At 36.2% G+C, this 24,306-nt stretch carries 22 protein-coding genes and 1 riboswitch; of the genes, 19 read left to right on the top strand and 3 right to left on the bottom strand.

The window, feature by feature from the left end:
- Nucleotides 1-13: 13 nt before the first annotated feature.
- From MP478_RS21755 to MP478_RS21715, 9 genes are all read left to right on the top strand, one after another.
- Nucleotides 14-997, top strand: coding sequence for a gliding motility protein GldB (locus tag MP478_RS21755; RefSeq protein ID WP_257201645.1), 984 nt, complete (start codon nt 14-16; stop codon nt 995-997).
- Between the two features lie 32 nt (nt 998-1,029).
- Nucleotides 1,030-1,353, top strand: a complete 324-nt coding sequence (gldC, locus tag MP478_RS21750; RefSeq protein ID WP_123857252.1) for a gliding motility protein GldC — start codon at nt 1,030-1,032, stop codon at nt 1,351-1,353.
- A gap of 88 nt (nt 1,354-1,441) precedes the next feature.
- The gene (locus tag MP478_RS21745; protein ID WP_047492187.1) at nt 1,442-2,581 is read left to right on the top strand and encodes a cystathionine gamma-synthase; all 1,140 of its coding nucleotides are present in this window, start codon (nt 1,442-1,444) and stop codon (nt 2,579-2,581) included.
- Between the two features lie 72 nt (nt 2,582-2,653).
- A complete protein-coding gene (locus MP478_RS21740; RefSeq protein WP_257201644.1) occupies nt 2,654-3,100 on the top strand; it encodes a GNAT family N-acetyltransferase in 447 nt (148 codons plus the stop codon).
- A gap of 78 nt (nt 3,101-3,178) precedes the next feature.
- Entirely contained in the window at nt 3,179-3,691 is a 513-nt protein-coding gene (locus tag MP478_RS21735; RefSeq protein ID WP_257191721.1) for a DinB family protein, read from the top strand.
- A 431-nt stretch (nt 3,692-4,122) separates the two neighbouring features.
- Nucleotides 4,123-4,551 (top strand): IS200/IS605 family transposase, encoded by a 429-nt coding sequence (tnpA, locus tag MP478_RS21730; protein WP_257191722.1) that lies wholly within the window; start codon nt 4,123-4,125, stop codon nt 4,549-4,551.
- Between the two features lie 350 nt (nt 4,552-4,901).
- Nucleotides 4,902-5,450, top strand: coding sequence for an L-threonylcarbamoyladenylate synthase (locus tag MP478_RS21725; protein ID WP_257201643.1), 549 nt, complete (start codon nt 4,902-4,904; stop codon nt 5,448-5,450).
- Nucleotides 5,451-5,546: 96 nt separating this feature from the next.
- Entirely contained in the window at nt 5,547-5,894 is a 348-nt protein-coding gene (locus tag MP478_RS21720) for a nuclear transport factor 2 family protein (protein WP_257201642.1), read from the top strand.
- Nucleotides 5,895-5,932: 38 nt separating this feature from the next.
- Nucleotides 5,933-7,351 carry a CCA tRNA nucleotidyltransferase gene (locus tag MP478_RS21715; RefSeq protein WP_257201641.1) on the top strand — a complete coding sequence of 473 codons (1,419 nt, stop codon included), beginning with the start codon at nt 5,933-5,935 and terminating at the stop codon, nt 7,349-7,351.
- 154 nt (nt 7,352-7,505) lie between these two features.
- Here the strand turns inward: MP478_RS21715 and MP478_RS21710 are convergent, their stop codons facing one another.
- The 3 genes from MP478_RS21710 to pafA form a co-directional block, all read right to left on the bottom strand.
- The gene (locus MP478_RS21710; protein WP_257201640.1) at nt 7,506-8,567 is read right to left on the bottom strand and encodes a hypothetical protein; all 1,062 of its coding nucleotides are present in this window, start codon (nt 8,565-8,567) and stop codon (nt 7,506-7,508) included.
- Nucleotides 8,568-8,583: 16 nt separating this feature from the next.
- Entirely contained in the window at nt 8,584-10,425 is a 1,842-nt protein-coding gene (locus MP478_RS21705) for a TonB-dependent siderophore receptor (protein WP_257201639.1), read from the bottom strand.
- Nucleotides 10,426-10,456: 31 nt separating this feature from the next.
- Nucleotides 10,457-10,635: riboswitch (cobalamin riboswitch) on the bottom strand.
- Between the two features lie 168 nt (nt 10,636-10,803).
- Entirely contained in the window at nt 10,804-12,450 is a 1,647-nt protein-coding gene (gene pafA, locus MP478_RS21700; protein ID WP_257201638.1) for an alkaline phosphatase PafA, read from the bottom strand.
- 104 nt (nt 12,451-12,554) lie between these two features.
- On the opposite strand from pafA, the gene MP478_RS21695 reads away from it, so the two are divergent.
- The 10 genes from MP478_RS21695 to MP478_RS21650 form a co-directional block, all read left to right on the top strand.
- Complete coding sequence (locus tag MP478_RS21695) at nt 12,555-13,340, top strand: hypothetical protein (RefSeq protein WP_257201637.1); 786 nt, start codon at nt 12,555-12,557, stop codon at nt 13,338-13,340.
- Between the two features lie 14 nt (nt 13,341-13,354).
- Nucleotides 13,355-13,744, top strand: coding sequence for a VOC family protein (locus MP478_RS21690; protein ID WP_257201636.1), 390 nt, complete (start codon nt 13,355-13,357; stop codon nt 13,742-13,744).
- Nucleotides 13,745-13,768: 24 nt separating this feature from the next.
- Nucleotides 13,769-14,305, top strand: a complete 537-nt coding sequence (locus MP478_RS21685; protein WP_230037187.1) for an N-acetyltransferase — start codon at nt 13,769-13,771, stop codon at nt 14,303-14,305.
- Nucleotides 14,306-14,364: 59 nt separating this feature from the next.
- Nucleotides 14,365-15,435: a lipopolysaccharide assembly protein LapB gene (locus MP478_RS21680; RefSeq protein ID WP_230037189.1), complete on the top strand. Its 1,071-nt coding sequence runs from the start codon at nt 14,365-14,367 to the stop codon at nt 15,433-15,435.
- Between the two features lie 10 nt (nt 15,436-15,445).
- Nucleotides 15,446-16,018 (top strand): Crp/Fnr family transcriptional regulator, encoded by a 573-nt coding sequence (locus MP478_RS21675; RefSeq protein WP_257201635.1) that lies wholly within the window; start codon nt 15,446-15,448, stop codon nt 16,016-16,018.
- Between the two features lie 54 nt (nt 16,019-16,072).
- Nucleotides 16,073-16,627 (top strand): putative glycolipid-binding domain-containing protein, encoded by a 555-nt coding sequence (locus MP478_RS21670; RefSeq protein WP_257201634.1) that lies wholly within the window; start codon nt 16,073-16,075, stop codon nt 16,625-16,627.
- A gap of 164 nt (nt 16,628-16,791) precedes the next feature.
- Nucleotides 16,792-17,709 (top strand): alpha/beta fold hydrolase, encoded by a 918-nt coding sequence (locus MP478_RS21665; protein ID WP_257201633.1) that lies wholly within the window; start codon nt 16,792-16,794, stop codon nt 17,707-17,709.
- A gap of 338 nt (nt 17,710-18,047) precedes the next feature.
- Nucleotides 18,048-19,694, top strand: a complete 1,647-nt coding sequence (locus MP478_RS21660) for a T9SS type A sorting domain-containing protein (RefSeq protein WP_257201632.1) — start codon at nt 18,048-18,050, stop codon at nt 19,692-19,694.
- A 5-nt stretch (nt 19,695-19,699) separates the two neighbouring features.
- Nucleotides 19,700-22,837 carry a hypothetical protein gene (locus tag MP478_RS21655; RefSeq protein WP_257201631.1) on the top strand — a complete coding sequence of 1,046 codons (3,138 nt, stop codon included), beginning with the start codon at nt 19,700-19,702 and terminating at the stop codon, nt 22,835-22,837.
- A gap of 5 nt (nt 22,838-22,842) precedes the next feature.
- Nucleotides 22,843-24,306: DUF6443 domain-containing protein (locus MP478_RS21650; RefSeq protein ID WP_257201630.1), on the top strand; the 1,464-nt coding region annotated here is incomplete at its 3' end.

Here is a 24,306-nt window from a genome sequence, read left to right as displayed (position 1 = left end):
TCATGTAAAAATAATGAAGATTTTTAGATTGATTGCGCTTTCTTCTGTTTTAGTTCTGGGATTGGATTCCTGCAAAAAAGAACCGGAAAATCTATGGAAGGTAGAGATAAAAAATACCGCTGAAAAAGTTGAAGTGACGGATATTTCAAAAGAATTTTACAATCCGGATACTCCGCTGGAGCAGTTTAAAGCTAAGTTTCCCTGGTTTCAGGGAAGTGTTTCAGATGCTGACTTTCAGAAAAGAAGAGCTGATGCTGAAGAAATAAAAATCTATAAAGAAGCGATTGGAAAAATTGATGGGGTAAAACTTCAGAAAGAACTGCAGGATTTATTTTCACATATCAAGTATTATTTTCCACAGTTCAAAAGTCCTAAAGTATATCTTTTCTCATCCGCATTACAGATGGTACAGGACCCTATTTTTTATGATGAAAAAGGGAATCTCCTGTTTATAGATATTACAGGTTTTATGGGTGACGGCAATGCTCATTACAAAGGATTGGAGCTTTATTTCCAGAAATCGATGAACCCTCAGAATATTGTTCCTAAGGTTTCACAATTATTTGCTGAAAATATTGTTACAGAATCTCCGGATCACCAGAAATTTATTGACCAGGTGATCCTGAACGGAAAGGTAATGACTCTTCAGGATGCTTTCTTACCGGATTTCCCTGATTACCTGAAAATGAATTATACCCAGAAACAGTATGAATGGGCTAAGGTAAATGAAGCCAATATCTGGAATTATTTTGTGGAAAGCAATCTGCTCTTTGGAGACGATCCAAGGTTAGGAGAACGTTTTATTGCTCCGGGACCTTTCTCCAAATTTTATACAGAAATTGATAATGAATCTTCACCACAAATTGGAATTTTTACAGGATGGCAGATTTGTAAAGCTTATCTTAAAGAAAAACCTGAAACGAAGCTGACGGCCTTCCTGAAAATGGACGCGACAACAATCTTCAATCAGTCCGGTTATAAACCGAAACTTAAATAATAGAAAATTTAGAATTTAGAAAAATAGAAAAAATGAGAAAGACTCAGATTACGATAGATGTAGAGCTGGATGAAAACCACATTCCTGAAAATATAACATGGAATGCACAGGATGGCGGAGTGGAGAAAGAAGAAACTAAAGCAACCATGATCTCTGTGTGGGATGATAAAGCAATGGAAGCTTTAAGAATAGACCTTTGGACAAAAGAAATGCCTGTAGATCAAATGAAAATGTTTATCCACCAGATCTTAGTTTCTTTAGGAAGTACCTATCAGAGAGCTACCGGAGAGGAAGATGTAGCGCAGTGGATGGAAGAAATTGCAGAAGAATTTGCAGTAAAGTCAGCAATAAAATAACAACAATTTGGAAATAGGATCATTTGAAATGATGGTAAACATCCTTTCATTTTCAAATAATCCATTCAAAATATCAAATTATATAAATATGAATTTTAATACAAAAGTAATTCACGGAGGGCAGCATCATGAATCTGCAACAGGTTCTGTAAATGTACCTGTATTTTTAACGTCTACCTTTGCACAGAAAAGCCCGGGAGTACATTCCGGATATGAATATTCAAGGGCTGCCAACCCTACAAGACAGGCATTGGAAGACTCTTTGGCAAGTATTGAGAATGGAGCGCGAGGACTCGCTTTCGGGTCAGGTCTTGCTGCTATCGACTGTGTTTTAAAATTATTAAATCCAGGCGATGAAGTTATTGCTGTAGATGATCTTTACGGTGGAACCTACAGAATGTTTACAAGACTTTTTGAAAAATATCAACTGAAGTTTACTTTCGTGAACTTTGATGATGTTTCTAAAATTGCTGACGTAATTACTGATAAAACAAAATTAATCTGGGTAGAAACGCCAACGAATCCATTGATGAAGTTGGTAGATATCAAAGCCGTAGTAGAAATTGCTAAGGGAAAAGATATTTTAGTAGCTGTAGACAATACTTTTGCTACGCCTTACATCCAAAGACCAATTGATTTAGGAGCTGATATTGTGATGCATTCTGCTACAAAATATTTAGGAGGACATTCTGACGTAATTGCAGGTGCACTGATTGCTAAAGATGCTGAATTGGGAGAAAAACTTCACTTTATTCAGTTTGCAAGCGGCGGTATTTTAGGACCTCATGATTCTTATCTTGTATTGAGAGGGATTAAGACTTTAGCATTAAGAATGCAGAGACATTCTGACAACGGGCTTGCCGTAGCAAAATACCTTGAAACCCATCCTGCTGTAGATAAAGTAATCTACCCTGGATTAGAATCTCACCCACAGTATGAGCTTGCAAAATCTCAGATGAAAGAATCGGGAGGAATGGTATCATTTACTTTCAAATCCGGAAAAAAAGAAGATGCCATCAAGTTTTTAGAGAAAGTAAGAGTATTTACATTAGCTGAATCTTTAGGTGGTGTAGAATCTTTAGCCAATCACCCGGCTTTAATGACTCACGCTTCTATTCCGGCAGAAAAACGTGCTGAATTAGGAATTACAGATGACTTAGTTCGTTTAAGCGTTGGTATTGAAGATGCTGAAGACCTTATTGCAGATCTGGAGAAAGCTTTTTCTTAATATACAATAGTAAAAAGGAGTGTTTATCATTTAAATACTCCTTTTTATTTCACCTATGATCACCAAATATCTATGAAAAATATAAGAAAAGCGGTCGTTAACGACCTCATTCAATTAGCGGCATTATTTGACCAATACCGGATTTTTTATCATAAAGAATCAGATATTCCTTCAGCCGAAAAATTTCTTCAGGAAAGACTTGAAAATAAAGATTCTGAAATTTTTGTTGCAGAAGAGAATGAAGAACTGACAGGTTTTGTACAATTATATCCCCTATTTTCATCCACCAGAATGCAGCGTTACTGGCTGCTGAATGACTTATACGTCAATGAAAATCACAGAGGAAAAGGATATTCTAAAGCACTGATAGAAGCATCTAAAGATGTATGCAAATCATCAAAAGCCTGTGGCATATTACTGGAAACGGGTAAAAGCAATGATATCGGAAATCAATTATACCCTGCCTGCGGTTTTGAATTGTATGACTCCGTCAATTTCTATGAGTGGAGCAATTCATGATTTTTTGTATAATGTACGATGTATAGCGTGCGACCTCACAGCATTACAAAATCTATCTAACGTAAAAAAATTAAAAATATGACAGATTTTCAGAAATATATTCAAAGATATTTAGATCAGGTGCCAACAGGAAACTGGTTGGCAGAATTAAAAATATCAGAAGAGAAAACAATAGGAATTTATTCCAATCTTACGGAAGAACAATCCAGATTTGCCTATGCTGAAGGGAAATGGACATTGAAAGGGCTTCTATTACATCTATCAGATACCGAAAGAGTTTTTCAATACCGAATATTGGCTTTTGCAAGAGGTGACAAAAATAATCTTCCGGGATTTGATGAAAATGAATATGCCAATAACTCTTTTGCAGATGAAAGAACATTAGAGTCTCTGCTGGAAGAATATAAACTGGTAAGAAAATCTTCTCAGATCTTATTAGAAAGTCTCAGTCCCTCCGTTTTACAAAACAAAGGGATTGCTAATGGCAACGAAATTTCAGTAGAAACCATTGGAAAATTGATCGTTGGACACAACTATCACCATTTGAATATTATTGAGGAAAGATATTTATCTAAATTGGGATGGATGTAATGATACATTAGAGTTCTACTGTCGAAGATATAAGTTTGGGCTAAAGCCAATGCACATATCCTTTGTTAAATGGGCTAAAGCCCATTTCTATTGAATTAAGAACATAACGCATAATTATTCATTCATCTTGTTTTCTCTACAAAAAATAGAGATCCTTCTCTTAAAACTATATCCGTATTGTTGGTTGAATATTGTCTATATAAACCAGATTAATCTTCTATAGCAATAAAATCTATTTCTATTAAATTTAACAAATGACGTATAATAATTTTTGAAAATACATATTTGTATAATTCAATCTTACATTATTAATTAAAACGCATAGATCATCAATAGGAACGGGGCTTTAGCCCGTTTTTTATTAAAAAATATTCCATTGGCTTTAGCCGAAACTTAATAAAAAAATATTATTTTTGGTTAAAACAACACAAATGTCCTTTATCAAAATTTTCATTCATCTTGTTTTCTCTACAAAAAATAGAGATCCCTTTCTTAATACCTTTGATGTAAGAATAAAAGTATGGAAACATATCAAAGAATATGCTACACAAAAAGGAATATTTTTAGATATGATCAATGGATATTCAGACCATTGTCACTGTCTTATTTCTTTAGGTTCAGATCAAAATATTGAAAAAATAGTCCAATTAATAAAAGGAGAATCTTCTTATTGGATCAATAAAAATAAGTTTACAAAAGATAAGTTTTCATGGCAGGATGAATATTTTGCAGTTTCCATTTCCGAATCAATGGTAGATCAGGTAAGAAATTATATTAAAAATCAGGAAAGACATCATCAGAAAAAGAGTTTTACTGAAGAGTATCTGGAATTCATTGAAAAATATAATTTTAAAAAATAGGTTTGGGCTAAAGCCAAATGCACCTATTCTTTGTTAAAATGGGCTAAAGCCCATTTCTATTGAATTAAGAACATAACGCATAATTATTTTGAAAGCATATATTTACATGTATAATCATACATCATTAATATAAAACATACAATCATCAATAGGAACGGGCTAAAGTCTAGTCGTGCTCGGATTTTCTTCCGACCATCACTAGGCTTTAACCCGTTGTTTCATTAAAAATCTTCCATTGGCTTTAGCCGAAACCTAAAAAAATTAAAATACAATATCATTTATTCCTCAATTCTTTGCCCGAAATTCCCAGATTCTCTACCTTTATAGACTGTTTTGAATTCAATACCATTATGGAACATATTATCGAAATATTAAAATCCGGCGGAACAATTCTTTATCCTACAGATACTATTTGGGGAATTGGTTGTGATGCTACCAATATAGAGGCTGTCAATAAAATTTTTGACATTAAGAAGCGTGAAAAAAATAAATCCATGATCATTCTGGTGGAGTCTGAAAAAAGACTTCAGGACCTGGTGGATGTTCCGGAAATGGCATGGGAAATTATTGATCTTAGTGAAAAACCCGTTACCATTGTTTATGAAAATCCCCGCGGGCTGCCCAAAGAATTACTTGCCGAAGACGGCAGTATTGGTATCAGATTGGTAAAAAATGACTTTTGTAAAAAATTAATTACAAAACTGAATAAACCGTTGGTTTCTACCTCAGCTAATTTCAGTGGTGAGAAAAGTCCGTTGAAGTTTTCAGATATTTCAGATGAAATGATCAGTCTTGTAGATTATGCGGTGGAAGAAGACAGGGATAAAGTTTCAAAATATTCAGGATCTTCGGTGATCAAAATATGGAGTGACAACCGAATCAAAGTTCTTCGTGAATAAAAAGTATTGATGTCTATTTTAGAGTCTTGTCTGTTCATATCGGCAGGATTTCTTTTTTTAGTTCTATCTTTGCAAAATTCCAACTCATTACAATATATGATAAACCATAAAGATTTTGCCCGGGAGTGGATAAATGTCTGGAATTCTCATGATTTAGAAGCTATTCTATCTCATTATTCTGAAGATATTGAAATCACAACACCAATGATTTCTATGGCTACAGGAGGAAAGGAAAGTTCACTACAGGGAAAACAAGCCGTTCGTGATTACTGGAGGAAGGCCCTGGAAAAGTTTCCTGATCTTCACTTTGAGCTGATACAATCTACTGCAGGAGTTGATTCTGTGGTATTATTCTACAAATCTATTATGGACAAACAGGCTGTTGAAGTCATGTTTTTTAATGAAGAAGGAAAAATTAATAAAATGTATGCTCATTATGATTAATGGGTGATATGAGTACAACTTGACGCTATTTACTAACGATGAAAATTAATCTTACCCAAAATAAAAATTTAAAACTTTTCAAAATAATTTCTGAGGCTGCGGAAAAAAATAATCAGTCCGTATACATTGTCGGAGGCTATGTCCGGGATCTTTTAATGAAAAGAAAAGCTTCTACAGATATAGATTTTGTCACCGAACAAAACGGTATTGAGCTTGCTCAGACAGTCGCTCAGGATATTGATCCTAACCTAAAAGTTTCTGTTTTTAAAACCTATGGAACGGCTATGATCAAATACAAGGACCTTGATCTGGAATTTGTGGGAGCGAGAAAGGAAAGTTATACTGAAAACAGCCGCAAGCCTGAAGTGGAGGGCGGAACATTGGAGGACGATCAGAAAAGAAGGGATTTTACCATCAACGCCATGGCCATTTCTTTACATAAAGATAATTTCGGAGAACTGATTGATCCATTTCATGGAATTGAGGATCTGGAGAAAGGAATTTTAAGAACTCCGCTAGAGCCTGCACAAACTTATTCTGATGATCCATTGAGGATGATGAGAGCGATAAGGTTTGCTTCCACATTACACTTTACCATTGAAGAAAATTCTTTGGAGGCCATCAGACAGGAAGCCAAAAGAATTGAAATTGTTTCTATGGAAAGAATCATGGTGGAATTTAACAAAATCATGCTTTCTGAAAAACCTTCTGTAGGATTAAGCCTAATGGAGCAAACAGGCCTTTTAAAACTTATTATTCCTGAGCTTATAGAGCTTAAGGGTGTAGAAGAAGTGGAAGGACAGACCCATAAAGATAACTTCTACCATACGTTAGAAGTCGTAGACAATATTTCTGTGAATACAGATAACCTTTGGCTGCGTTGGTCAGCACTTCTTCACGATGTGGGAAAAGCTCCTACTAAAAAGTTTGTTGAAGGAACAGGATGGACATTCCACGGACATGAATTCTTAGGTTCAAAAATGGTAAAAGCTCTTTTTCAAAGGCTTAAACTGCCTTTAGGAAGCGATATGAAGTATGTTCAGAAAATGGTAAAGCTTTCCTCCCGACCTATTGCCCTGATCACAGATGATGCCTCTGATTCGGCATTACGAAGACTGCTATTTGATGCCGGTGAAAACCTTGAAGATCTTTTTACCCTTTGTAAAGCAGATATTACTACAAAAAATTCTAAAAAACAGGATAAATTTAAAAAGAACTTCGAATATGTGGCTGTCAAAATCAAAGAAGTAGAGGAAAAGGATCAGGTAAGGAATTTCCAGCCTCCTATTACCGGAGAAGAGATCATGGAAATGTTTCAGCTTAAACCGGGCCGTGAAATTGGTATTTTAAAGGAAAAGGTAAAAGAAGCTATCCTTGAAGGGGTAATTCCTAACGAAAAAGACGAAGCAACAAAATTTGTGATTGCTGAAGCAGAAAAACTAGGACTGAAAATATAAGCTTACATCACAAAAAAACCGGCTGGAAAAGATTTCCAGCCGGTTTTTTATTAAATATGTAAATCAAAATCGGCCGGTCTCAAAAGAGCCGGCCGAAAAAAAACACAAATGATGAAAAAATAAAATTTATGTATACAGGCCAGAGCCTTGTATCTTAGTTTTTATAGAAACCGTTTGTTCCGATTCCTGCGGTGAAACTTCTCAATAAAGTTCCGTTGTTTGCACTGTAAACATTCACTTTACTGTCTGCTGAAAAACTTGCATCAGAAGCAAAGATTCTGCCGTCAATTACATCAAATCCATATACATTACCTGTAGCTGTCATAATAGGAGCCGTAGGTACAGCAGCACCAATAGTCATTCCGTATATTTTGTTGGTATCTGTAATAAAATAGAATTTGTTATCTTCCGCTCTAAGCTTCTGAACTTTAGGGATAGGAAGAGTTGTTGTTGCTGTAAATGTTCCGTCTGCAGTATTGATCTTATAGATATAAGAATTGGTATCCCCGGAAACCAATGCATAAGCAGTTCCTTTATAAGAAATAAGATCTTTAATAATTCCGTTGGCAGGAAGAGTTACTGTTTGGCTCACTGCATTTGTAGTCGGATTTACCACAGAGATCGTATATCCTGTTGCAATTGGATTCCAACTGGCGTCATATCCTGTACCATCAGTCTGTACTACAATTTTCCCTTCAGCTTCCACCACTTTTTCAGCAGCATTTGTAAAATCAATACTCTTTACAAAAGAATTGTCGCCTGTATTGTAAACATTCAGCTTTCTTTTATTTGTTGTAAAGTTATTGTTGGTTACATAATATTGGTTTCCTGAGAAAGCAATATATCTTGCTCCATCAAGGTTAGCCGTTACAGTAGCTTGTTTTTTGAAAGTATATCTGTTTACAATGTCAATTTTATTAGGAACATTAGATACTAAATAAGCACGGTCTCCCTGAAAACCTATACTCTGAAGAACTTTTCCAAGAGGTTCACCACTGTTATTAGAAGCATAAATTTTGTCATACAGATTAGCAAGATTACTGCTTACGAAAGAAACTTCAGCAGTAGTGGTTGTAAATCCACCTTCATTGGAAATAAGCACTCCAGCTTCATAAGTAATTGGCTGTTCTACAATGTCATCGCTATCGCTGCTACATGAAACATTGAAAAGTAACATGGAAGCAAATGCAAGAGGTAAAATTTTTCTGATATTCATATATAATTAATTTATTTTAAAAATTGATAGTAAGGCTTATACTGTAATTTCGTCCGGGTAACGGATAGGAAAGCATCGTATAATAAGTTTCATTTAAAATATTATTTACTTTAAAACCCAGGCTGTAGTTTTTAAAAAATGCAGCGCTGGCTCCGGCATTCATCACAAAATAAGAATCTAAGGCATCACTTCTTTTTTCATTGGAATCTGTATAGGTAAGCCCGTTAAACATTCCCTGTACATATACTTTCACAAAATCATATCGGTAGTCTATACTTCCTGTAAGTTTATGTAAAGGCACATACATAAGTTGTTTCTGAATATCAAGGTCCTTAGATTTCGTATAAGAATACCCAAGATTTGATTTCAACATATGCTTCCCGAATTTTTTTTCAAATTCCAGCTGCGACTCTACTCCATAAGACTCTACCCTATTGGTATTACTAGCTCCATAATACCCGGAAATTGTTGGAAGCCATTGGATCATATCACGGATATTCATATAGTAAGGAGCTATAGATAATTTAAAATTTCCTAATTTAAACTGGTTACTCCATTCAAACTGGTAGGAAGTTTCCGGCTTTAAATTCAGATTTCCTCCCGGCGTCCAGTAAAGATCATTAAATGAAGGAGCTTTGAAGTTTCTTGAAACACTTAGCCCTACATCATACCATTGGGTGGCATTCCATTTTCCTGAAAAAGAAAATAAGACCGGTGATTTAAAGTCTTCCACAAAATCTTTCTTGATTCCGGCTTCAAACCTTAAGTCTTTGGTAGGAAAATAACGAAGTAATCCGGCAATAGACCCGGCATTTCTGCTGATATCACCTATTTTTGAGCTTCCTTCTCCCTTACCTTTATTCACTTGAAATTCCCCGATAATATTGATATTCCATTTTGAATTGAGGAAGTAATTGAAATCATTTTTCAAAATATAATTCTTTCCGGCACCTCCACTGGTTTCCGGTTCTGCAATATCTCCAAAATATTGAAAATTTTCCTCGGTATAAGCTGCTTTAAATGAATTGCTGAAACGCGTGGTATTCCAATCCCAGGCCATCAGGTTTCTGAAATTCTGGGTATGATACTTTGTCTTGGTTTCCAGATCACCAAAACGAACAGGATAATGCTGTTTTCCGTTAAAAGTCTCTGATATCCATGAGATCTGATGATGGGGAGCAATTTTATAAGCTGCTGCTATATTGAAATTGGTATTGTAATACTTTCCGTTGTCATTCGTATACTTCTTTCCGCCCGCTTCTTCTACTTCATAATCATTCTGGCTTATAGAATGGCTTCCGGAAACTTTAAAGCTGAACTTATCATTGCTGTAAGAACCTTTAACAACATTATTATAAGTATTAAAAGACGCAAATTCTGAAAACAGGAAAGCATGAAACCCTTTATTAAAATCAAGGCTGTTATTCAAATGAATACTTCCCCCAATGGCGCCACTGCCATAAATAACACTACCTCCACCAGGTTTAATTCCGATCTGGTCATATCCAAACAAAGCCATATTATTGATATCTCCCTGTCCTAAAAAGCTGGAGTTAATATTAATTCCATTCCATACAAAAGCAGTCTGCTGGGCGGTAGTTCCCCTGAAAGAAGGTGAAGAAACAGCACCCCGTCCATTTTCTTTGATATACACAGGAGATTGAAATCTCAGTAATTCGGAAAGGTTAGTTGAGTTTTTTTCAGCATCTTCATTGGTAATATTCGTTACATGATGAAAGAGCTTTACTTTGTTCATCTGGCTGTCGAATACATAAATAGTATCCAAGGCCTTCTCTTGTCCAAAAAGAAAGCAGCCATAAGACGAAAAAAGCAGTACTAAAGATCTTTTTATATCCATACTAATTTACTCTTCCTCCGAAAGCAATATATATTTTGATTATTATTCTGGCAGGTCTCCTGACTTTCGCCTTCTGTACCTTCCCGTTTTTACACAGTGGTTTTTTACAGAAACTTTTGTTGCGATTTACAGTTGCGGGGACAGTCCGGGAGTTCCACCCGATTCCCTTTTCATTCCAATATATTGGAAACCATAATTTTTGCAAAGATAGCTTTTTAAATGTATTAGACAAAAAGTGAAATAACAGGTAAAAAATTACGTCTTATTCATAAGTATTAGAAAATCCTGTACAGCAACCGACCTTGATGAATACTATAAAAATAAAAGCTGCCTCCAATAGTTGAAAGCAGCCATTTATATATACTGATGTTATTTAATTTATTTACCCATCACTTCTGTAATTGGATTTCCAACATTTCCACTTGGAAACTGGATTTTCAATAAAGAAGAAACCGTAGGTGCAATATCTGTCATGTGGTATTCTTTATTGCTTTCTCCCTGCTGAACTCCCCAACCCATAAAAATCAATGGAATATGGGAATCATAAGAGTTCCAAACACTGTGTGTAGTTCCTGTTTTAGAATAAGGAGGAAGCATAGAGTCATGAGAAATCAACTGAATATCTCCGCTTCTCTGTCTGTTGATCCCATTGATAATTCTTTGTTTGATAGGCTCCGGAATACTGGCTTCCTGAACTCTGTCTACAGAAACAGCATATAAAACAGTAGGATCTTTTTCAAGTTCTTTTACCGCAAAATTTCTCACATCATCCAGCTCAAGTTTAGTATCTGCCAATACTTTTCTGTCAAAATACACCTGATAATTGTCTATAGCATTGATCAGGTTATCAGCACCAAATTTTTCTTTCAGTTTCTGATTAAGGTTTTTTTCCATGCCTTCTCCAAAAAAGCCTGTAGTAATTTTATGCTCTTTAAGGAATCCTACAGAATGAGCCCCTCCGTGGTCAGCTGAAAGGAAAACCGTATACTGCCCTTTTCCTACTTTTGAATCCAGGTAGCTGAAAAACTGAGCCAAATCCTGATCCAGTCTGATATAGACATCTTCAACCTCAATAGAGTTCGGTCCGTATTTATGACCTGCATAATCCGTAGAAGCTAAATTGATTGCTAAGAAGTCTGTAATATGGTCTCCCCCTAACTGCTCTCCTTCTACAGAAGCTTCAGCCAGCTTTAATGTCAATGTATTTCCAAAAGGTGTATAACGGATATTATCTTTCTTTGTCTGATAATCTTTCGCCAGATTGGTATATGGGAATGTAGGTGTTTTTGCACTTCCCAATAGACCTTCCCATGAAGAATTGTCAGGTGAACTTTCTGTATACTGATTGATCGGAAGTAAAGTATTCCAGCCGTTGGCTACTAATTTTTCAGGTAAATTCTGAGCATTGAATGATTGTATCCATTGTGGAAGCTCTTTCATATACCATGTACTTGTAATAAAGTTCCCGGTACTGTCGTCAAACCAGAAAGCTCCATTCGGAGTATGACCTGCAGGAAGAATAGAAGCACGGTCTTTAAGAGAAACTCCTATCACCTTACCCTGGAAGTTCGTGGCCAGTCTCAACTCATCGGTTACGGTTGTAGACCAAAGGTTTTTTGGAGAATGGCTTCCTGTTTTAGTATTGGTAGTTCCTACCGGCTGAACGCTGTCATCTGCCGTACAGTACACCCCTTTACCCGTTTCCTTATTTGTCCAGTCGTTTCCGGCAATTCCGTGGATTGCAGGTACAGACCCGGTATAGATACATGTATGTCCTAAAGCGGTAATCGTAGGGACATAAGGAATATGTACATTATTTAAAGAATATCCTGTATTCAACAGTCTTTTGAAACCGTCATTTCCATATTTACCATAAAAACGGTATAGATAATCCCAACGCATTTGGTCTACCACCAAACCTACCACTAATTTCGGTCTTTCCAGTTGAGTATTTTTGTTCTTCTGCGCATTGATTGTAACTACGGACAAAACAGCAGCTGCCGCAATTGAAATTTTCCTAAGCATCCAAGTAAATTTTTATTGACCACAAATTTAAGGGTTTTGAATGTTTTGGAGTGTGAAATTTTATTTAATTTTGATCAATATTCAATTCACCAATCAATTCATCCATGATTTTAGGAGTATACTGGTATTTTAAATTTCCTGAAAATTTATATCATTTTAAATATTTTAAGTTCTTGCAGGGATATGGCGGCCATGCCGACAATCCTGCCGGGCTGGAGACAAAAGTTCAGGTGGATGATATTGAAAATTTCCTCTACAGGCTGGAAATTTTAAAAGCAGAATTCCCTTACACCTATTTACAGCTAAAAATCAATGGCAATCAGGTGATGATGACTATTGGAAATGATCAGCTTTTTGACTATTACTTTCAGTTAGCTGCTGAAATTGAAAAACTGTTGACAGATCAAAATACCATACTTTTAGATGAGCAGATTCCTTTTGAAATTCAGTATACCAAAAACTATCTTCCAGAGAGGAAAATATTCAGAACCATAGAACATCGGTTTATTCAGATGACAGGTTCAGACTTCAGACAGAATAATGCCGAAAATTTTTCAATAAGAGTTGACTGTAATATTCCGCTGGCATATAAAAAGGATTTCATTAATGATTTGGTTGCAATATGCCATGAAGAAAACCTCAGCGTATTTTACTACCACGATTTCTACTTTGGTGATCAATGTAACCTTATGCTCTTCTTTACTAATGGAAGGCAATATAAAGATCAGGTTATAGATATTGATATCAACACCTTTGGAGCTAAAGTAAGGGATCTTAGTCAAAAATACCCGCTTCATTTCGGTCATTTTGGAGGTATGAAATATTATCCGCTTAATGGGCCTCATATCGAACTGATGGTAGACGAAGACTATATTATCAAGAAAAAATAATATCATCCAATAATATGATTAAATTTAAATATGTTATCCTGTATGTAGAAGAGGTAGAAAAATCAATGAATTTCTACAAAAACACTTTTGATACAGAAATAAAATTCATTACTCCTGAAAAAGATTACGGAGAGCTGCTTACCGGAGAAACAACTATTTCTTTTGCATCGATCAGCCTGGCCAGCTCCAATTTAAAAAAGGGATTTTTAACCTCGAAATCAGAAGTCCAACCTTTCGGAATAGAATTGGGCTTTACTACGGATGACGTGGAAACACTGGTAGAAAAAGCAGTTAAAAATGGTGCCGTTCTGTATGAAAACATCACGGTAAAACCCTGGGGACAAAAAACAGCGTATATTAAAGACCTTGATAATTACCTGGTTGAGATCTGTACTGAAATGTAATAAACTTCCTATTAACATCATCTTATGGAAATAAAAAAACTGGAAAGGCTTACCAACAATCCTACCACAGACTGGGGGCACAACGGCTATACTACGGATACCATATATTCCGTATCTTCCATAGAATATGGCGGCGTTTTCGAATTTACGGTAAAAGAAAAAGCTTTATCCTATACCAAACTATGGGAAACTGATTCTGATGAGCTTGAAACCTTTAATACAATCATTAAAAAAGGAAATTCCTTCGGAGCTTATATTGATCATGAGCTGGTAGGCTGGATTATTGGTGAGCAAAGAACCTGGAACAACAGTTTTTATATCGAAAACATCCTGATCCATGAGAAACACCGAAGACAGGGTGCCGGTATACAACTGATCAAAAATACCATTAAAGAAGCCCGAAGATTAAACTGCCGGGTTATTGAACTTGAAACCCAGAATACCAATTACCCTGCGATACAATTTTACAGAAGAATGGGCTTCAATATTACCGGCATGAACACAAGATTGTATAATAATTCTGACGAGATTGCCCTTTTTATGACGTTGGATCTGGAATAGTTTTTTCCTTTTTAAATTAAAAAAATGCATTTTTGTAATAAACTAATACCTGAAAGTTAATGTTACGTACTACCCTTTTTCTGGTCACCTTAAGCTTTTTTCAACTGACGAATGCTCAAAAAAAGACATTTAAATGTAAAGAAGTTCATGACGCAATAAAATTAATTGATGCAGAAAAATATGATGAAGGAATCTCCATTTTGAAAGACTGTGAAAAAATAGACCCAAAGGACTATACTTACCCCTATGAAATTGCCTTAGCATATATCAAAAAAAAGGATTACACTTTGGCTATTTCAGAACTTAACAAGGCAAAAGATCACTCTAATATTGACGACTATTACTACGCATTGCTTGGCAGCGCTTACGATCTTTCCAATAATCCTGAAAAAGCAATAAGCGTCTATAATGAAGGGCTTAAAAAATTTCCGGCTTCAGGAAAACTATATCTTGAAAAAGGAGTGGTTTTGGAATTTGAAGGAAAATTCAATGAAGCTATTAAAACGTATGAGAAAGGCATAAAAGCAGAACCTTCATATCCATCAAATTATTATAGGGTCTCACAAATTTATTTAAATTCTAATGATCTTCTGTCTGGGCTTATTTATGGGGAAATATTTGTAAATCTGGAACGTACGACATCGCGTACCAAAGAAATAAGTATGCTTTTATACGAAAATTATAAAAAGGCAGTAAAGTTTGATAATGAAGGGATAAAAACAAACTTATGTCCAGCTGTAATAGATGCCCAACAATATGATAAAAATAAAAAATTCCCATTCTGCATTGTTTTTGCTAAAAACTTTGCCCTTTCTATAATTAATCAAAAAGAAATTAATCTCAATACCTTATCTGAAATCAGAAGACAGTTTCTGAAAGAATATTATACAAAAGATTATATAGATAATCCTAATGTACTCCTTAGTTATCATAAAACAATGGAAGATCATAATGTATTTAACGCATACAATCATTATATTTTCCAAATTGGTGATCAGAAAGCATTTAAAAACTGGCAGGAAAATAATAAAGCTGAATATGATCAATTTGTTCACTGGTATACTACAAACGAAAATATTCTAAATATCAACAAGAATAATCTCTTCGTGTCTGACCAGATTAAAGAATAATAGCTGACATATGACAAATCTTCTGACCTATCTCCGTTCTCTCACTCCTTTTTCTGATGAAAGCTGGTCTTTGCTCCAGCCTGCCCTGTCTGAAAAAAGTTTTAAAAAAAATGAACTTATGCTGCAGGAGGGAGAGATCTGCCATTCTCTATTTTTTATTGATAAAGGATTTTGTAAAACGTATTATGAGATAGACGGAGTGATAAAAAATACCAGCTTTTTCTTTGAAAATGAAATCGCCACCAATATCAGCAGCTTTGGCAGCGGACAACCATCTGAGTTCAATATGGCAGCATGTGAAGAAGTACATACGGTTATTTTCAATAAAGAAAAATTGTTTACAATGGCTAAAGAATCTCATGAAATTGAAAGCCTGGGACGTCATTGTATCCGTCAGTTTGCCACAAAACAGGAAGAGTTTTCCAATCTTTTCAAACTTTATTCTGCCCGGGAAAGATTAGAATATCTTGAAAACAGATACCCCGAAATGCTGCAGCGGGTATCACTTACCCAACTGGCCTCTTTCTTAGGCGTAGCAAGGGAAACATTAAGCAGGATCAGGAAACGAAGAATTTCCCATTAATCAATATTCCATTCAATATACTCTAACACTGACATTACATTAAACCGAAACAAAATGAAAACATTAATATGGCAAGGAATAATTTATCAGTCTCTCGAATATGTTAACATACAAGAAAATGATAAAAACTATACTGTACTGTCAAAAATCATTGGCTGTTATCATGATAAAATTTATGCTGTAGATTATAAACTCATCATTGATAAAGACTGGACAATGCTGGAATTTTTAATTGAATCTGAGATCAATACCATAAAGACTAAGATAACAGGAAAAAAACAACAGGATCATTGGGAGATCAATAATATGATACATCCTGAATTGAAAGGATTCAAATATATTGATATCTCTTTAACCCCATTTACCAATACATTGCCGATCAATAATTTGATTCTAACTGAAAACCACTCGCAGAAGATCGAGGTTATTTATATTGATATTTTAAACAATCATATTAAACCAGTCAAGCAACAGTATACCAAAACAAGCACCGCCGGATATCTGTACGAAAATATTGAAACCGATTTTAAAGCTGACATTGTAGTGGATGAAAATGGATTGGTCATCCATTATCCCGGACTCTTTAAAAAAATTGCTGAGCTCACTTAAAGCAACCTGAAATTTCATCCGGTTCCCTAACTGTCTGAGATGTCTCTATCACATATTTTTTGACAGAATTAATCAGGTTTAACAGAAAACCTCCAATGCTTGGATGTATGAAAAAATAATATATCGAAAAGTAATAAACAGGTTCTCCCAACTGTTATTAGTATATGAAAACCATCTCGATATTTATCTGTTTTTTTCTATCTATGATTGCTGTTTCTGCTCAAAACAACAGTTCTGAAGGCTTTTTTGAAACCGCTGACCATATCAGACTCAAATATAAAGTCTCCGGAAAAGGGGAAGCCTGTATCTATGTTCCCGGAGGTCCCGGACAGGGATATCCTTCATTTGAACTGATGGGCGGAAACAACCTTGAAAAAAATATGAAAATGATCTATATGGATCAACGTGGTTCCGGTGGATCAGGTCAGGCAGAGAATTATCATCTTGACAAAATGATCCAGGATATTGAAGAACTGAGACAACATATGAAACTGAACAAGGTTTTCTTACTGGCACATTCTTTTGGAGGAATTATTGCAGTTAATTATGCTAAAAAATATCCTCAATACACAAAAGGACTTATCCTCGCCAATATCACGTTACATTTCCTCAATGATGAATCGGTAAGAGAACAGATAGAGTATGGAAATGAACTCCTTCACTCCCCTGCCGAAGACATTTCCAAAGACAGCCTTCAGTCAGAAATTTCAAAAGTAAGCAGCTTAATGAGAAAAAAGCGTATCGGGTATAAATTTCTTACGGATGATATCGAAACCATTAAACAAATGGACAAAATAGATTCTCTTCATCCAAGGATCATCGATTTTGGAATGGCAGTGATCACAAAGCCCAAAGAGTATCCTGAATATTATACTGACTACACACCTCTTACAAAAGACATTAAAGTCCCTGTATTAATTATTACAGGAAAAAAAGACAAAGCCGTAGGAACCAAGCATTATCAAACATTCCAATTTCCAAATCAAAAAGTGGTTTCCATTGACGGTGGACATCTTTTGTATTATGAAAAAAACAGTGAGTTTATCAATTCCGTATGGAACTTTGTGAATCCCCACAGGTGAAAATTTATTTTTCCCAAAAACTGTTCATGAATATTAATGTGAAGATGCTCTTGCTTCAAAGCTAAAAAAACAGCCAGTTGTATTTATATTACCCTTTTCAGTTAAAATTTTCTTAGAGCACATCGTTTTTACCCTGACATTTATGCCAACATTGTTGATAATACGACATATTCTGTCGCTTTATCAGATTACCTTTGTTTCATTACAGAAGTGGGACGGAAAACAAAAATGTCAAGTTGTAATAAATCTCATATCAATATGATAAAATAAATCTTTTCACAGTGAGGTAAAAGTAATACTTTTGCAAGCGAATTAAATAATGATAACTTACACAATCCATGAAAAAACTCTACATGGGTGCATTGACTTTATGCACCATCCTGAGCCTCTCTGCCCAGGAAGTGATCTGGCAGAAAGACATCAAATCTTCCACTCAGGATTTTCTCAATCAGGTAATCACTACTATTGATCAGCAATATCTTATCACAGGAAGCAGCATTCAGGCTAAAAGCCAGTCTTTAGCTGCTAATAACCAAAAGCTCAATAACGGTTACGATTTCCATTTGGTAAAACTCAACCAGCAGGGCGAACAGGTTTGGGAGAAATATATTGCCGGACAAAACCACGATTATTTATCCGCAACGGTTACTACGCAGGATGGAGGATTTCTGGTTTCAGGCACCACATATTCAAGCAAAGGACTGGATAAAAAAGAAGATTCCAAAGGCGGATCGGATATCTGGCTGATCAGGCTGAATGAATTTGGTGATGAACTGTGGCAGAAAACCTTGGGAACATCTTCAGATGAAGAAGCCAAAGCAGTGATTCAGACCACAGATTTAGGATTTTTTGTAGCCGGAAATATACAAAACTCATCCAAAGGCTATGGTTCAAAAGATGTCTGGATCACCAGGCTGGATAAAGAAGGGAAAGAGCTTTCTCAGCTTATTCTGGGAGGAAGAGGATTAGATGAAGTCGAGAAAATGATCCCAACAAAAGACGGTGGAGCATTACTGGGAATCTATTCGAGGAGTTCCGAGGTTCGGGGTTCAGGTTCCGGGGTTGGGAATCCTGAGATTACACCTTCGACTGAAAGGCCTGCTGCCTCAACAGCCATTAGCCAGCTGCCAAAAGCCAGCAGCAATTTCGGTGAAGGCGACTACTGGATTGTCAAACTGGATAAAAATGGAAAACTAGAATGGGAAAAGAACTTTGGAGGAAAAGGCGATGACCATATCAGAACCCTGGCTTTAACTTCAACCGGTTTCATTATCGGAGGAGAATCCAGATCCGAAAGATCCGGAAATAAATCAGTAGGTATTGAAGAAGGAACAGACCTTTGGCTGATCTCACTGAACGAAAGAGGGGATGAGATCTGGCAGAAATCCTACAATTTCAAGAACAGGGATATTCTGATGGGGATGAATGTGATACAGAGTCAAGAGCCGAGAGCCAGGAACCAAGATGTCACAAAAGGAATATTGTTGGGTGGTTATACGCAGGCAGAAGGAAGAATAGAAAAGGATGATGAGACCTTTTGGATGCTCTATCTTGACGGCAACGGAAATGAACAGTGGAGAAAACATGTGAGTGGAGACTCCAGAAAAAGAGAAGAGAGACTTTCAGATCTGAAACTTAACAGAGACGGTTCTATCGTTCTGGCTGGAACGAGCGCGGAGGAATTAGGAAAAGAAAACTGGAAGATTGTAAAGCTGGGAGATAAACAGGTTGATCAGCTGATTGAGAAACATGATATCAAGATCTATCCGAATCCTGTATCAGATTATGCTTATGTAGAAATCGGTTTTAATTTCAAAGAAGCTGATATTGTGCTGTATGATATGAGCGGAAGACAGCTTCAGAATATAAAAACTAAAAATAATGTTACCAAATTGAGTACACAGGCTCTTGTACAAGGTGCTTATCTGGTGACCATAAAAACGGATACAAATAAAACAGCGAATGCTAAATTGATTAAAAAATAAACACGATGAAAAAAGTAATTGCAGCTTCTCTGATCATCTGTGGATGTGCCCTGGGCTATGCACAATCAGTAGATGCGAAAGACAGTAAATATAACCTCACTATAAAATCTCCAGACGCAAGTCAGCTATCCAAACATATTGATATACCCACTTCTACCCATACCGGAGCGGTAGGTATTGATATTCCTTTGTATACCATCAAAGTAGGTGATTTTAGTTTACCGGTTTCCTTAAAATATCATGCTTCAGGAGTGAAAGTAAAAGAAACAGCCTCAAAAGTTGGTCTTGGATGGTCATTATCTATTGGAGGCCTTTCATTATCCAAACAGATTTTAGGAAGAGAGGATAAGGGAAAAATACAATATATTAATCCTGATAATTTTAATCCTGTCCAAGGGAACCCAAATGATTATACCCTTGCTATGACCCTCAAAAATGGACTTGGAGCACCGGATACCCAGCCTGATATCTATTCTTATGCTATTGGTGGCAGCTCAGGAGAGTTTTATTATGACAGTGCCGGGAAAATCATTCAAATCCCCTATAGTACGGTAAAGATTGAAGACTCATTTGTTTTTACAGATAACCAAGGGATAAAATATTATTTCAAGCCGGGAAATCAGACCCAAAATGTTGGAGGTGGTAATGCACCTGATCCACAAGATTTTAATACGACAGACTTTGTCATTACAAGAATTCTTTTACCAACAGGAAAGGAAATAAAATTCAATTACCTAACTAGCAACTATGATTATCTGAGCAGTTTCTATAAAGGACTTAGAGTAGGCAGGGCATGTAATGTTGAAAATGGGACTATTAATGAAGAATTCGTTACAAGAACAAGAGTTCTTTTAGAAAATGTACTGCAGAGTATTGAATTTGAAGGAAACGAAATGAAGTTCCTATATAATGGCCGTGAAGATATCAATAATGGACTTTCTTTAAGTAAAGTAGAGATTAGAAACCCTCAGAAAGCGGTGGTATCAGATTATAGTTTGGTTAAAGATTACTTTATAAGTACAGATTCACCGGTAGTTCCCGGTTTTGAAGCTGATTTCCCTTACCTGACTAAAAGACTCAAATTAAAAGAGGTTGTGAACCTGAAAGATAATTCAAAATACAAACTTCAGTATTATGAAAATTATCCTTTACCGAACAGACTTTCTGAACAGACTGATTATGTAGGATTCTATAACGGGAAGACCTTTAACCAGGGAATTCCCTATATAACATATGATGATAAAACTTATGGCTATGGGGATGATAAGAGGCCTGATATTAATTATGCGGTGTCAGGGAGCTTAAAAGAGGTCCAATATCCGACTGGGGGAACCATGAACCTGGAATACGGATTGGATGATTTCTATTTTAGTGGAGTAGAAACACAAATGGGGAAAAAGGAATTTCTTATTTCAAACCTGGAACCTTTAGGCGGTGTTTTCAATGTGAGCAGAGACGGAAATAAGGTGGATTTTAAGATTACTTTTCAAAGTACTACCAGCCCTGCAGAAGGTTCAGAAGGGAGCCTGCCGGAGGGACCTCATTTTGTAGGGGAGTTACTGGACAATAACAATACAGTCCTTCAAACATTCCTGATCAACAAACAATACGAAATGATTGTGGACAAGAAACCTTCCTATAAAATAAGGATCAGAAAGGTAGGAAACGTAAACAGCAGTCAGTATGCTACCTTGAATGTGGAATGGGTTGACAGTATATCTGAAAATAAAGAGTACAATAAATCTGTAGGGGGAATCCGGGTAGAAAAAATAAAGAACAGCGATGGCAATACGCTGGCTCAAGAAACAGAGTTTATTTATAAAGATGCAAATGGCAAATCCACCGGAAAATATATGGGGGATGATATAGACTATTCTTATATCCAGGAAGTGGCAGAGGATAAGGTGGCAGGATACAGCTGTGAACAGATGGTGATCAGCAATACCGGAAACTTCAATATTACAACCATCAATGGAAAACCTACAGTGTATGATAAAGTGACAACCAGAGTCAAAAATATCAGTAATGCAGCAGAAAGTTACGAAACTACAGATGAATACATGAATCTTAGTCATACCAATGCTAAAAATGCCAGAAGCCCCATATTCACTTATGCCAACAATCAGTTTGCCCGTGGAATTTTAATCGGACGAAATTATTATGATTCTCAGAAAAAGCTGCTGAAAAAAGATGTTATCACCTATGATTTTGATAATCATTTCAATAGTCTTTCCAACGATTATAGTGCAGGATTTCCAACTCTGCCGATAAGACCTTATGTGATTGGAATCAAAGCGATTGCTGCCAATTTTACAACGTTTACGGTTAACCGATATGAAATATCATCTGCCTGGGTAAAGAAGAAAATGATGAAAACCACTAATTATTTAGCCAATAATAGTAATGGTATTGATGAGATTACCAATTATACTTATGATACCAATTATAAACATACCAATCCGATGATGATAGATGTTGAAACTTCTGGTTCCAGCCAACAGACTTTGTATCAGTATGCTTATGAAAAAGGCAATCAAAAGTTGATCAATGCCAATATGATTAGTATTCCTTTAGAAACGAGTGTCACAAAGAAGCAGAATGCAAGTGATCCAGCCGGAAAAACGCTTTCAAAAACAGAAACCAAATATGATGATCCAGCAACTTTGTTTCCTACTTCAGTAATTTCTTATGGAATTAATACCGGAGCACAATCAACAGAAGTTACCTACGATAAATATGACTCAAACGGAAACTTACAACAGTATACCACAAAAGACGGTATTCCAACAGTCATTATCTGGGGATATAACAATACAAAACCTATTGCTAAAATTGAAGGAGTAACTTATGCTCAGATTTCATCTGCTGCCAGTGCTATTGTCAGTGCTTCTGATACAGATGGAGCAGCTACTTCCAATAATGATGAAACTGCATTATTAAGCGCATTGAGGACATTCAGAGCTCAGTTTCCTAATTCTCCGGTCACTACTTATACCTATGATCCTCTGATAGGAGTCAGAAGTATCACTCCGCCAACAGGGATCACAGAGTTTTACACTTATGATACGGCAGGAAGGCTGATAAAAGTAGCTGATGCGAATGAAAAAGTAGTAAAGGAAATGAAGTACAACTATAAAAACTAATACCGATGAAAAAGATAATAATCCCTATAGGAGTACTGCTAACAGCAAGCTTACAGGCACAGCTCACTCCACTTCCTAATACAGAAAACTATATCCAGGCTAAAACCTATCTTGATTACAATGGAGCTACTGCTACAAAATCTGCCGAAACCGTACAGTATTTTGACGGATTGGGAAGACCTAAGCAGGTAGTCAATGTAAAAGCATCCCCACTGGGAAAAGATGTGGTTACCCATATTGAATATGACGGTTTTGGAAGACAGGTCAAAGATTATCTTCCTGTTCCCCAGTCCCAAACCCTTAATGGAGCTATTGTTCCTAATCCTTTATCGAATGCGACCAATACACCTTATGGTTCAGAAAAAATATTTTCAGAGAAAGTATTGGAAAATTCGCCTTTGAACAGAATCCAGCAACAGATCCAGGTGGGAAATGACTGGGCTGGTAAGCCTGTAAAGTTTGATTATGAAGCCAATACAACCGCTGATGCTGTAAAAATGTTTACCACTACGACGACGTGGGAAAATGCAGCTACCAAAAGTGAACTTCCACCGTCAACAGGAATCTACTCCGAGTCTAAGCTCTATAAAAATACGGTGACTGATGAAGACGGAAACAAAACCATAGAATTTAAAAACGGGAAAGGACAGGTCATTCTGGTAAGAAAACTAATCAATGCTTCAGGCAATGCAGACACCTATTATGTATACAATGAATATGACCAGTTAGCTTTTGTGATTCCTCCCACAGCCTCCACTCTTACAGATGTGAACCCAGCACTCAGTGACTTGTGTTATCAATACCGTTATGATGAGAAAAACCGTCTGGTAGAAAAGAAACTTCCCGGAAAAGGCTGGGAATATATGGTATACAATAAGGCTGACCAGCTCGTAATGTCTCAGGATGCAAATCTTAAAGCTCAGGGAAAATGGCTGCTAATGAAATATGATGAGTTTGGCAGAGTGATTTTGAATGGTATTACCAATAATAATGCTACACGACAGACCCTTCAGACCAATGTAACAGCAGCTGTCTATATCAACGAAAAGCGAAGTAAAGCATTCTTTACCATAAACGGGATGCCTATCTATTATACCAACAGGGCTCTTCCTGCTAATCTGGTACAGGTTTTAAGCATTAATTATTATGATACTTATCCTGCTTACAGCTTCAATCCATCTTTTCCAGCAACTATTCAGGGGCAAACCGTATTGACGGAAACGCCTGGTACAGATGGAAGAAGTACGAAAGGACTTCCTGTCATGAGTCTGGTGAAGAATGTTGAAGATGATAACTGGAGCAAAACCTACACTTATTATGATAATAAAGCAAGAGCTATAGGTACATATTCTATCAACCATTTGGGAGGCTATACCAAAACAGAATCCATGCTGGATTTTGCAGGAGTTCCACAAAACACCAATACCTATCATCTTAGAAAACCCGGTGAATCAGGCATAACCATTCAG

This window comes from Chryseobacterium sp. WG14 (assembly GCF_024586945.1).
Taxonomy (GTDB): domain Bacteria; phylum Bacteroidota; class Bacteroidia; order Flavobacteriales; family Weeksellaceae; genus Chryseobacterium.
The sequence above is the reverse complement of the archived record's forward strand: the minus strand, read 5'-3'. Positions and strand labels throughout refer to the sequence as shown.